The following is a 12903-nucleotide window of genomic DNA, read 5'->3' as shown; positions in this document are numbered from 1 at the left end:
CATGCAAAAAAAGAGAACACCATTTGCCCTATGTGGCGCAAACCGGCTAAGTGTACGGCTTGATGAAAGCTAAGAAAAGTTTTTCATGGGGTTTTTGCGTAAGCCGTGGTCTGTTCGTTCAAACCAACAGACTATCTTGTTCCAAAACCGCCACCACCGGGCGTCTCTATCCACACCGACTCTCCAGCCTGTACCACAACCTGGGCACGGCCTGGCAGGTGAGAACGTTGACCATCCCGGTTTTCTACCCATTGCTGCCCCGGCTTTCCATCGGCCCCACCTTGTAAACCAAAAGGTGCACACAAACGCCGCTCAGAAACCAAAGAGAGCGTCACAGGCTCTAAAAAACGGAAACCACGGATCACACCATCTCCACCACAATAAGCCCCCTGCCCTCCAGAGCCATGACGCCACTGGAACCCTAAAACCTGGACCCAGGGAAAGCGCACTTCCATCACTTCAGGATCTGTGATCCGTGTATTGGTCATATGCACCTGTACACCGGTTGCCCCATTTTTAAAGGCTGTGGCACCACTGCCCCCCGCGATGGTCTCATAGTATTGCCCACCTTGCCCATCGACCCGCCCGAACAGCACATTATTCATGGTACCTTGAGAGGCCGCAGCCACACCCAAAGCCCCCAAAACAACATCCACCACTCTTTGACTGGTCTCGACATTACCCCCAGATACAGCGACATCTTCATTGGGGTTAAGCATAGAACCTATGGGTAAAATAAGATCAATGGGCTCCATGCATCCATCGTTCAGAGGAATATCCTCTTCAATCAGCAGCCGCATGGCATAAAGAACAGCGGCCCGAGCAACAGCTGGCGGTGCATTTAGGTTACCGGGATGGTGTCCGGCTGTACCGGTGAAGTCGATCCGTGCCCGTGGCTTGCCTTCTTGGCGAAAAAGATCCATACGAACCGCAATCACAGCACCATCATCCATGGTATCTTGGAAGGCATAGTGCTTGGCGGCGGCCCCTTTAAAAAAGGGTTCCAAAGCCTGTTCCATGGCAAAGCGCGCATTCTCACGCATTTGGTCCATATAAAAGCAAACGTGCTGCACCCCAAACTGGGTACATAAGCTTTGAAGACTCTCTACCCCTGCCACACATGCCGCGACTTGTGCTTGAAGATCCGCAAACCGTTCCGGTAAGTTACGTGCGGGATAGGCACTTTGTGTCAATGCCTGGGTCACCCCTTCTTGATCAAACACACCTGCACGGACCAAAAGAAGATGACGAAGCACCACCCCCTCCTCAGCCAACAGACGGGCAAAAGGGGGCATGGAACCCGGAACAATCCCCCCGATATCTGCATGATGCCCCCGAGCAGCCACAAAAAAAGTGGGCGCTTGTAACCCTGGTAAGAACAAAGGGGCCATCACTGTGATATCGGGGAGATGAGAACCGCCACCCATTGGATCATTGCTGGCATAGATATCGCCAGGCTCCAGCCCCTCCCCAACACCCAGAGTCAGATGCCGTATACTCTCCCCCATCGCCCCCAGGTGTACCGGAACATGGGGTGCGTTCGCAACCAGCCGGCCTTTACCATCAAAAATGGCACAGGAAAAATCACGACGTTCTTTAATATTGACGGAGTGTGCCGTGCGGGCCAGCGTCTCGCCCATACGGGTTGCAATGTACTGAAAACGGTGATTATACAGTGCCAGCGTAACGGGATCTCGCCCACGCTGATGTTCTGGTTGCTGGGCAGCGATACCACACGCCTGAAAAGAGAGGACCCGCTGAGCATCACACGCCATGGTAAAACCGGGTTCCAGAATAAAGACTGAGTTAGCTTCTACAACCAGTGCAGGCCCTTCGACCTGTTGATCGATGGGTAGCAGATCCCGCGCATAAACAGGGGTTGTCTGCGGGCCTTTGTCATCAAACCAAACTGAAACCTGCTCAATCGGCGTTAAGGCTGCCTGATCAACCTTCTCTACTGGCAACTGCGGTGCTCTCGTTGGCCGCTCAACTGTCACTTCAAGATGCACCAATTCCAAATCCACATCGGCTTGCACAAATCCAAACCGACCTTGAAAAGCCTGGTGGAATGCTTGGACCATATCGCCAAGCTCTGAGGTTATTGGCAACATCAAAGTAGCATCGCCACCCACAACACGAAATGCCCCGACCAGCTCAACATCCACCTCACCCAGGCCACATGCCGGATCTTTATGAAGCTGCTCTTTCAGCACCTCAGCCACATCTTGCCCACGTTGCATGGCTTGCTCCAACCCCACCTCATTTAGAGGTAAAAGCACGCTTTCTACATGGTGACGGCGATGTGGTGTGTGTGCGATACCAAAAGCCGAGAGCAGTCCGGCCAAAGGGTGTAGATGGACCCGTTTTAGACCAAGAGCTGAGGCCACACCACACGCATGCTGTCCGCCAGCCCCCCCAAAAGCGACCAAGGCATGCTGTTTGAGATCCAACCCCTGAGCAATGGCCAAACGACGCACAGGCTGGCACATGGTCTCATTGGCCACCTGAATAAAGCCCAAGGCCAAAGCTTCGATGGAGGAGACCTCGCCACCAGCCTGCTGGATCTCTTTCATCAGGCGCACAAACCCCTGCCGAGCGGCTTGAACATTCAAAGGGGCACAACCATCTGGCCCAAAGAGTTTGGGCATAAATTGAGGATGTACGCGCCCTAGAACCACGTTGGCATCGGTAATGGCCAACGGCCCACCCCGCCCATAACAGGCGGGCCCAGGCATAGCCCCCGCAGAGTCAGGGCCTACCTTTAACTGGCGGCCATCAAAGTGCAAAACAGAGCCCCCACCTGCAGCCACAGTTTCTACATGTAACATCGGGGTTTGGTAGCGGATACCGGCCGTCTCAACTTCCAAGACTTTTTCCAAACTACCCGCATAGTGACAGACATCGGTGGATGTACCCCCCATATCAAAACCAATGACTTGAGGTTCCTTTTTCAGCTCAGCAACCGTCGCCACACCTAATACACCACCTGCAGGTCCCGATAAAATGGCATCTTTACCGGTGAAGTGATCTGGGGGCAACAGCGAGCCTGCGCTACTCATAAAATGTAAAGGAATATGCCCTGTATGCTTTTGTACACGACGCGCGTAGCGTAACAGCACGGGGGAGAGATAAGCATCAACCAGAGTGGTTTGACCACGACCTGTCATCTGAATAACGGAAAGTGCTTGATGAGATGTCGTGACTTGAGAAAACCCCATCTCTTGAGCCCATTGAGCAACCTGCTGCTCATGAGCCGGATTACGCCACCCATGCATCAACACCACAGCAACCGATGTGATCCCCTGCTGTTTAAACCGGTGAAGCTGCTTTGTGACCTCCGTTAAATCTGGTGCCTTTTGCGAAATCCCCTCTGCAGTCATCCGTTCAGAAACCTGAGCCACACATTGATAGACCTGTTCAGGCTGTTCAATGGCCAAGGCAAAGAGGTCAGAACGCCGCTGGTCACCAATCGCCAACAGATCTCGGAAGCCCTCTGTAATCAACAAACCAACCTCTGCCCCTTGTCGCTCCAACAGCGCATTGGTAGCCACCGTGGTACCCAACCTAATCCAGGCAATTTCATGTGCAGGTAAAGCCTCACCGGCTTTGAGCTTTAGCAACAACCGTATGCCTTCAATGGCTGCATCGGGATATAAGGGAGATTCAGATAACAGCTTAACAGGTCGCACATGGCCATCCGGTGCCAACCCCACAACATCGGTAAAAGTTCCACCACGATCCACAGCAAATTTCCACTGTGTTATATGACGGTCGGCTTGCTTTGGGGTCGACATGGTTACCCCTGAGACTCAGCAGGTAGGTCCAACCAGATAGAGACTGGACCATCGTTAACCAACTTCACTTGCATATCCGCAGCAAACACCCCTCTGGCCACACGGACGCCCTCATCCTTCTCCAGGCGCTCACAATACGCAAGATACATCTGCTCGGCTTTATCCGGTTGTTCAGCATTACCAAAAGAGGGGCGATACCCTTTGCGCATATCTGCTGCAAGCGTAAATTGAGAAACAACCAACACAGAACCATTAATATCCTTAACCGAGAGGTTCATTTTCCCCGCCTCATCGGCAAAAATACGAAGACGAGCAACTTTACGTATCATCCCTTCCAGTTGTTTTTCCTGATCACCTTTTTCTACGGCCAACAAGACCAACAACCCTTGCTCGACAGCCCCGACAACACTTCCCTCAACTTCAACAGACGCTTCAGAAACCCGCTGTACCAAAGCACGCATAACGCCACCTTTTTTCCGTAACCATAACGCAGCAGGGCCACCCGGTGTCGGATGGCCCTGCTCTATGCTTCTTAAGTCCATCACTGCATCTTTAGTTGGATGCCGCAACAGCCTCACTAGAAAGTTCAATACTGACACGGGAACAGAACACATAACCAGCATTGCGAACCGTTTTAATCAATGAAGGATTTTTAGCATTATCGACCAAGCGCCGACGAAGACGACTTACCTGCATATCAATGGTTCGCCCAAAGGGCTCTTGTTCTTTGCCGTAGGTCAGGTCCAAGATCTGGTCCCGACTTAACACACGATTGGGGTGATGCAAGAACACCCGTAACAGGGCATGTTCACCCCCTGTTAGAACAACTTTATCACCGCTAGGAGCATAAAGCGTCCGCGAAGGACCATCCAGCGTCCAACCAGAAAAGTGGTAGGTATACTGTTCAGGATTATCCAGAATGGATTCTGGTAATGAGCGCGCGCGGCGCAAAACACTTTTGATCCGCGCCAAAAGTTCACGGGGGTGGAAGGGTTTGGCCACATAGTCATCGGCACCCATTTCCAGGCCGATAATGCGATCCATCTGCTCACCCTTGGAACTGAGGATAATGATCGGCAGATTGGATCGTGCACGTAGCTCACGGCACAACTCCAGACCATCTTCATCTGGCAGAATAAGATCCAGGACCACAATGTCAATTTGACTTTGCTCCAGAATCTGCTTCATCTCTCTGCCATTGTCTGCCAGCTTTACACGGAACCCCCTTTGCTCTAGGTAGTCACCTACCAAGCGCAGGATATCCGGATCATCATCACAGACAAGAATTTGACCTTCGCTCGACATAAGCCCTTCATCGACCTCTTAAGTAACACAAGATAATCAAACCTTCAGTCAGACTGAGTGTACCATTGTTTACCGTTGGTTAAACTAAAACACATGAACCCCACGTTGGGTTCAACCCATAATTAAACAATGATACCTTATTTTGACCGCCCCTATTGTAAAATCATACACCTTTCATTTTGTTTTTCCAGCCTTGAAAATGAATTAAGAATAGATTATCACCACAATTTTATACTAACCAGTGCTATCAATGCCTTAAAAGCTGGATTCTTCGACTAACGTTACGACCCGTTACAAAACTAATACGTGTCATATACCCATAGGCCAACGTCGCATAGCGCCCCATACAGGTAGACTTAATCAACACCACCCATTTAAAGCATTTATATCTTCCTCCACTGTTGCAAATAGTCCCTAAATTGCCTTGATGGTTTCAACCCCGCGTCACAGAACATACACAAACGTTAATACCCTGCCTTTTTATCCAGGTGACCCGCATACGCTAGGTACGCAAAGCTCAGCTAAGGTCATGACAGTTAGAAAAAGTTTTTCTTAGCGAAGCCTTAAATTTTTGGCTATCCTGTGGGGGTGGGAAGAGGAGTCTTCCTTCAAAACTACCTATATGGGCTTTACCCTAGCGTGCATGGACGATAAAAAAACCCAAATCTGACAAAGGGTTACAGTCTATCACCATGAAATATACGTCGTACTGTGCCTTGCGCCACAGTCTTAGGAGGAGATGACATGGCCGACCCAATTAAAGTAGTCATTGACGAAGATCTTGAAGATATCGTGCCTGGCTATCTGGAAAATCGGCAGAAAGATATCAAAGATCTTCATAAATGCCTGCAGGAAGATGATTTTGACAATGCCAGCATCCTAGGTCACCGCATGAAAGGCTCCGGAGCAGGTTACGGTTTTGATCAAATCACTGAAATTGGGCGTGGCATTGAAACTTCAGCCAAATCCTCTAACAAAGATGGGATCGCCAGTGGGTTGGCCGAGTTAATTGACTATCTTGAGCGTGTTGAAATTAGCTACGAATAACACCTAACTAAAGTCAAGAGCTAACGTGTATATTGCTATTGTTGACGACTCCCCCGATGATCGTCTTCTCCTCAAGCGCATCCTCACCAAAGCAGGATACGGCGAACTGCAATTGCATGACTCAGGCAAAACACTTCTGCGCTCACTGGGCGTAAGCCTTCCGGCCATGGAGGTGACAACGCCACCTCCCCCTCTACACCAGGGCCTTCCTGACATTATCCTTATGGATGTCATGATGCCGGATATGGATGGTTTATCTGTATTACGGCAATTAAAAGCCAACCCAACAACCCAGAACATCCCTGTTATTATGGTAACAGGTAATGACCGGGCCAGGGATTTGGCCGATGCCTTTGAAGAGGGCGCCACCGACTACATCACCAAACCAATACGTCGGGTCGAGCTCCTCGCACGCCTACGCTCCATCATTAAACTGGAGATGGCCAACCAACAAGTCCGCCGAAGTGAAAAACGCCTTAGAGATCTCACCGCCTCACTTGGTGAAGGGCTTTTAAGTGTTGACAATGCACAACGCATTGTTTTTTTGAATCCAGCCGGTGAGAAGCTGCTGGGCTTTAATGAACAGAATCTGATTAACAGTACATTAACAGATATGCTGGTACCAGACCGGTTTGAGAGCAGCACAGACCAAGCGCACGCACGACGCATGCTCTCAGCCCTACGTGGTGAAACCGAACAGATTAGTGGAGAAACACTGTTTCGGACCCGTGGCGGAAAAAAAATCCCCATCTCTTTTAATGCCGCTCCCATTCTTGATGGGCACTTTCTCTCAGGCGGTGTTCTCTCTTTTAGAGACATTCGCGATAAGCGTGAAAAAGAAGAAAACCTAAAACTGGCAGCAAAAATCTTTGAATACAGCCAGGAAGGTTTACTTGTCTTAGGTCCTGATCGTTACTTTGTTGATGTAAACCCTGCATTCAGCTATATAACCGGCTATACAAGAGAAGAGGTTATTGGCAAAGGCCCCAACCTTTTACGTTCAGATCGTCATGATGAACACTTTTATGAAGAGATCTGGACCAGTGTTGACGAAGATGGGCGTTGGCAGGGGGAAATCTGGCGGAAACGTAAAAATGGGGAGGAGTTCCCTGAGTGGCTCTCCATTAGCGCCATCAAAGACAGCAACGCTCAGATTACCCACTACGTTGGCCTGTTTTCAGATATTACGACCCGTAAAATTGCGGAAGAAAAACTGAAACACCAAGCCCACCACGATCCTTTAACCGGGCTCCCCAACCGCTCTTTGCTTGAAGACCGTTTAGAACAGGCTGTCGCAAAAGCACGCCGTTATGAAGGCAAAATTGCTGTTCTTTATATGGACCTCGACCACTTCAAGCCGATTAATGATAATTATGGCCATGAAGCAGGGGATGCCGTTTTAAGGGAAATTTCAGCTCGACTGCGCCATGAACTTCGTCAATCTGACACGGCCGCTCGAGTTGGTGGTGATGAGTTTGTTGCCATTCTCACTGAGATACGGGAGGAACACTTGGTGATGGGTGTGGCCCAGAAATTAATTCACGCCATCCAAAAACCGGTGAATTTTGGTAAACACACCTTCCAAGTTGGTACCAGTATTGGGGTTAGCCTCTACCCCATTCATGGCACCCGCAACAAGACACTACTTAACGCAGCCGATGCTGCCATGTATCGCGCCAAGCAAGATGGCCGAAACCGCTTTTGCGTGGCCTTAACTGAGGATGAGTCATCTTAACTCAACGACGCCCTTCCTCTTTTTCTAAAGCCGTATCAACTCGCTTTTGAGCTGCTTCAGGGCCATTTTGCAGATAACACTCCACCAAGCCCGCCTTAAACAAACCCGACCAAAAGCCAGCACGCTGCTTAAAACTTTCTGTTAACAGATGCTTTACACGCCCTCTTTGATCTTTTAACCACAGCGCTAAAGCTCCGAGAGGCTCAGGCAGTACCATTTCAATCTGCTGGCGGATCCATCGAGCCAAAGCGGGACTACTCCCCCCCGTAGAAATGGCGATAGAGACAACACCTCGCTGTATTTGAGCGGGCCAAATCAAACTACAATACGCTGGAACATCAACCACATTGAGAAAAATCTGTCTCTCTTCACAGGCACGATATAATTCCGGCAAAAGCGCAGGCTCTGTACCACTACACAACACCAGCCACACACCATCAAGCAGCTCAAGTTCAAAAGGACCCTGAACCCACTCGATAGGGTACTTCTGTCGTAATAACTGCATCTGTTCGGAGGATGACTCTGACTGCCACACCACATGGGCACCCGCAGCAAGCAACTGCTCGCATTTTTCTACGGCTTCACCCTCTGACCCCACCACAAGGCATCGACGTCCAGCTAGCTGCATAAAAAAGGGTTGCACGGGGGGGGCACACTGTGACGGCGCAAGAGGGTCGCTCATGATATTCACCTGAAACAACGGGTATTAACAGAAAAGATTCTGTGAAACTCATACATAAATCCAGACTCTTAACAAAAGCTCCCTTGTCCAATAAATGGACATTTTGCATAATGCCCCCACCTTTATTGTGGGAGAAACCATGTCTGACAAGAACTTTTCACCGGCTCCTGACCAAGCTCCATGCCATCCGTGTAAACCGATGGAGACCCCAGCGAGTGGCCTATCACCCATCGATCCAGCTTGGCTCAACAACCCCAAAGTACATACCGTTCTTGATGTTCGGGAACTACCACCACCAGAGCCATTGCAAAAAATATTGGAGGCCACAGCCCTACTCCCTAAAGATATGGAGCTGATTGTCTACCACAATCGAATCCCTGCCCTACTCTACCCCCGACTTCAAGAGCGCAGCATGTGGGTGGAGACTGTTGAGCAAGTCGAGCACGGGGTCGTCCTAATCCGCATAGGTCACACGACGCACCAACCCTAAAGAGCGGGTCGCCTACCACAATCACATTCCCACCCTACACGACCCTTGACGACAAAAGCCCAGCATGTGGGTAGAGACTATTGAGCAAGCAGAGCATGAGGTCACCCTTATCCGTATGGGTCACACGGCAAACCACCCTCAAAAGGAGTGCGCTGCAACACCATGAAGGAGATGCTACTCAGGATCAGGTAAAACACCAGAGAGATAATCTTCAACAGGAACTCGGATAGGCATAAAATAGAGATGCTGCTCCATCTGCTCAGCCATGGCCAAAACATCACGCGCAAACGACTGGTTCCAGTCTAAACTGGCTTCAAATGATGCCGGAAATACCACACGGTTCACACGAGACCAGTAACTTTTAGAACGCTCCGTCACAACAGGAGACAACCCCCACCAAACAGAACATCCCTGCAGTTGGTCTGCATAGATCTGCATTAACCGCATATCAAAAAAAGGCTGTGTAAACAGACCGTCGGCGCCAGCTTCTCGTTTTTGCTGCGCATAGTCTAGTTCATGCTGGATATTAGTACGGTAGGGATCAAGAGCAGCATAAACTTTAATATGTGGTGCCAGCTTTTTGAACCGCTTGATAATTTGCAGCGCATTGGGACCTTTAAGCTCTTGGCCCTCTTCAGGCTCATCCCCGCTGATGACTAGAACCTCATCAATACCATGCGCATCTAATGTATCAAGCATGGGCAGCGTATCATCTTCAGGCATATCCATAGCACGGATATGGGGAATTGCCGTCTTAAAATGTTGACGTGCCAGCACACAACCGTCCCAACTACGAATGGGGTAACGAACCAAGTCAGGAATATTAATGGCCGTTATTTGGGGAAAGTGTTGATGTACGCGGAGCAGTTCATCTTTCAACACTTCTGGATCTCGGGGTACAAGCTCTACAGAGAGGCGGCTGTTTTTCTGATCTCTAGACATTTTCACGCTTTCCTAGCTTTCCTAACATCCCATGATTCGACATTGAGACTTCTGCTCAATTTATCGCTCTACACCACCCCCCCCAGCAATACGATCTATTCCACAAGGAGGGTAAAAAACAGAGTAACGCATAGTTTAACATGGGCCTACGAGCAACAACAGGATCGCCCCACTCGAAATGAAAATCGAGACAAACCTTGCTATCCCCTTTTACAACAAAATTCTGCATACTCGCACATTTTTTGAAACTAACCAAAATGAGGCGATGCCTTATTATATAGCACCCAGAAAACACAACATACAGAATTCCAACAACTTGCCTTATACATTTTCCAGTACCCTTTAAAATCTATTCAAAATGCTGTTTATGGCTTTTTATAATATTCGAACCTATTCATCTACCATTTTTATGATACATCCTTTTGCATCTGCAATAAAGATCACGTACTATATGCCTATATTTGTAGAGTTCCTCGGAAATGAGTGCCTATCTTACGAATCGCAAGAAGAGATAAGAACACTCTCTTTTGCGCCTAGAACTCCAATCCAGGTTACTTAGGGGGTGGCATCTCGATCGCCAAGTTCAACCTAAGCGCTTTTATTAAAGCCCAAAAGGGACACGCACAAAAAACTGCAAAGCTCAGGCTCGCAGATTTGACAACACACGCCTGAAAAAACAACTACCACTTTGTAGACAGGCTACAAGCATGAATAAAAAGGGGGATAATGAGGTTATGAGAGAGACTATGCCAGCATCTTTAACTCACCTTGCAGAAACCTTCAAGGCACTCTCCGAGCCCCTAAGGGTTCGTTTGCTTATGCTTATGCTTCACGCTGGGGAAATATGTGTTCATGAATGCATGACAGTGACGGAACACCCACAAAGCACGGTCTCTCGGCACTTAGGTGCTCTCTATAAAAATAACTGGCTGGACCGACGGCGGCAGGGTGTCTGGATATACTATTCTGTTAACCAAAATCTCTCAGAATGGAAACGCCAATGCATCAAAAGCTTACTTTCATCTTCTAGTCAGGAAGCATGGTTTCTTCACGATACACGCAAACTCGCAGAGCTTCGCACGAAGAGCTAATAGACCACTGCTCACTACCACGGCCCAGACAGAATAAAGGTCGTGGAGCTTGCTCAACCATCTGAAAAACTCACTTTGCCCTTTATCGAGCACTGTCCTCATAAGGACGATTAACGCTGATAAAGGAAAATTTGACTGGCATGGATATCTGGAACATGAACTTGCTTGATGGCTTGATGCCCTGGCAAAGCAAACCCAATACAGACAATCCAACTCCCTTTAGCGACCCCCTGCCATAGCCAAGGCTCAATTTTTTGCATGACCTCTGGATTTAAATAGCAAACGATCAAACCGGCACGATCGATAGGGTGTACGCGAAAATCACAACGCAAATACTGCACATGACGGGCCCCCACTAACAGACTGCGAAGGCGACTGATCAACCATGGCAGAGGAGAGAGTTCAAGACCTATAATAGTATGATTGGGATATGCTTCTCCAAGCTGCTGTGTCAACCCCCCCCATCCACTTCCTAGCTCCACCACATCCCCTTGAGGATTTTTGGGCAACACCATTCGCAAGGTACGTCGCATAACTGGCGAAGACGGCATGGGCGGAGCCCCCGTACGCAACGTATAAAAGACAATAACAACACCGATCAATAACCCAGTTATTAATGCCGTAAAACCAATATAGATCTCAATATCCGATATCTCTTGCAAACTTCACCTCTATTCACATCCAAAAAGATAGACCTAGTCTAACGAGAAAACAGGGATAATCCTAAGGCTAAACCTTTACGTAAAAAAGTAACCGTCATTCGCTACACCCTATGATTACCCTTACTTCACCCAGCCTTTACCTATACAGATCGTCTTATGCACCTTTCGCCCTTACCAGCCATTCATGAATGACTTACATTTAGGAGTCTTCTACATCTTATGACGTTTTGACATACCCCGCACGATTCATACCCCACCAAACCCAACATATCGTCTTGCAATAATTCCAAAGCTATTATTTTTTCAACATTATTCTGTTTTTTTATCTCGACAGGCAGCGTCATTTCAGGCAACATATGCGTGTTTGATAAGACTGAGATATATCCAAGCCTTTACTTTAAGCTAGCACTGTTTTATCAAACCGCATAAATAGACCACGCCCCCCATGCACATTTTGCATCGTCCGCGCAAACACCGTAAGTTGGGAATTTTTTTTTACGGTCAGGCTCAAACGTTATGTAAGAAAACTTCTCTTCATTCTTGACCTTTCAATTATTGACATAAGCTCACCATATAAGCAGCAGACGAACATTAATAAGCAGAGTCGTTGTTTGCTCGGTGAACAATCCTGTTTTTTTAACCATTACGAAGTCTTTTTGGAAGAACGTAAGAGGTTGAGCTTACACAAGGTTATATGCCTGTGAGCATGAACTATGGGGTTAAGGGATACCCGACACCAAAAAAACTTACAAACCGTGACTACTGTGACAAAAAATGACACAAAGTCATATATTCTGATTCTTAGCTACTGCAATACTTTTTAAGTCGTTTTTTTTGTTTCAATAATTCCAGATATGCAATAATCTAAAGGTGTAATCTATATATGCTATGTTTTAATAGCAGTAATGGAACACCCCCTTCCTAATTTCAATGGAATCCTTAAAGCAACATTATCTTGTTATTTTTTTTAGACTTTTTTATATATAATCTGTTTATGCAGCGGCATTGCTAGTTTTTCTCAAACAGGGTCAACATGATCAGGTTGAGATGCCTTACAACATGAACCAAGCTTATTTTTGTGGACGATGCGTAAGAACAACCGATTTTCATGGGAAGAGTAGACATACAGGCTGTGTGGTATTTTAAAAAACTGAG

General features: G+C 48.1%; 10 protein-coding genes. 4 read left to right on the top strand and 6 right to left on the bottom strand.

Annotated elements, in window-relative coordinates; genetic code table 11:
* Positions 1–131: 131 nt before the first annotated feature.
* From V5T57_RS12450 to V5T57_RS12440, 3 genes are all read right to left on the bottom strand, one after another.
* Complete coding sequence (locus V5T57_RS12450; protein WP_332891548.1) at positions 132–3794, bottom strand: hydantoinase B/oxoprolinase family protein; 3663 nt, start codon at positions 3792–3794, stop codon at positions 132–134.
* 2 nt (positions 3795–3796) lie between these two features.
* On the bottom strand, positions 3797–4255 hold the full coding sequence (gene dtd, locus V5T57_RS12445; RefSeq protein ID WP_332891547.1) for a D-aminoacyl-tRNA deacylase: 459 nt from the start codon (positions 4253–4255) through the stop codon (positions 3797–3799).
* Between the two features lie 91 nt (positions 4256–4346).
* The gene (locus V5T57_RS12440; protein ID WP_332891546.1) at positions 4347–5099 is read right to left on the bottom strand and encodes a response regulator; all 753 of its coding nucleotides are present in this window, start codon (positions 5097–5099) and stop codon (positions 4347–4349) included.
* Positions 5100–5843: 744 nt separating this feature from the next.
* On the opposite strand from V5T57_RS12440, the gene V5T57_RS12435 reads away from it, so the two are divergent.
* Positions 5844–6146, top strand: a complete 303-nt coding sequence (locus V5T57_RS12435; RefSeq protein WP_332891545.1) for an Hpt domain-containing protein — start codon at positions 5844–5846, stop codon at positions 6144–6146.
* 25 nt (positions 6147–6171) lie between these two features.
* Positions 6172–7881 carry a two-component system response regulator gene (locus tag V5T57_RS12430; RefSeq protein ID WP_332891544.1) on the top strand — a complete coding sequence of 570 codons (1710 nt, stop codon included), beginning with the start codon at positions 6172–6174 and terminating at the stop codon, positions 7879–7881.
* Between the two features lies 1 nt (position 7882).
* Here V5T57_RS12430 and V5T57_RS12425 read toward each other — a convergent pair whose 3' ends face one another.
* Positions 7883–8563, bottom strand: a complete 681-nt coding sequence (locus V5T57_RS12425; RefSeq protein ID WP_332891543.1) for a precorrin-2 dehydrogenase/sirohydrochlorin ferrochelatase family protein — start codon at positions 8561–8563, stop codon at positions 7883–7885.
* Positions 8564–8702: 139 nt separating this feature from the next.
* Between V5T57_RS12425 and V5T57_RS12420 the strand changes: the two genes are divergently transcribed.
* Positions 8703–9053: a DUF2249 domain-containing protein gene (locus tag V5T57_RS12420; protein ID WP_332891542.1), complete on the top strand. Its 351-nt coding sequence runs from the start codon at positions 8703–8705 to the stop codon at positions 9051–9053.
* A gap of 174 nt (positions 9054–9227) precedes the next feature.
* On the opposite strand, the gene V5T57_RS12415 is transcribed toward V5T57_RS12420, so the two are convergent.
* Positions 9228–9995, bottom strand: coding sequence for a methylenetetrahydrofolate reductase (locus V5T57_RS12415; protein WP_332891541.1), 768 nt, complete (start codon positions 9993–9995; stop codon positions 9228–9230).
* Between the two features lie 707 nt (positions 9996–10702).
* Between V5T57_RS12415 and V5T57_RS20960 the strand changes: the two genes are divergently transcribed.
* Entirely contained in the window at positions 10703–11086 is a 384-nt protein-coding gene (locus tag V5T57_RS20960) for an ArsR/SmtB family transcription factor (protein WP_442918210.1), read from the top strand.
* A gap of 110 nt (positions 11087–11196) precedes the next feature.
* Here the strand turns inward: V5T57_RS20960 and V5T57_RS12410 are convergent, their stop codons facing one another.
* Complete coding sequence (locus V5T57_RS12410) at positions 11197–11748, bottom strand: class I SAM-dependent methyltransferase (RefSeq protein WP_332891540.1); 552 nt, start codon at positions 11746–11748, stop codon at positions 11197–11199.
* Between the last annotated feature and the right edge of the window lie 1155 nt (positions 11749–12903).

Origin of the sequence: Magnetococcus sp. PR-3 (assembly GCF_036689865.1) — a bacterium.
Classification (GTDB): Bacteria; Pseudomonadota; Magnetococcia; order Magnetococcales; family Magnetococcaceae; genus Magnetococcus.
This window is presented reverse-complemented; position numbering and strand designations above follow the sequence as displayed.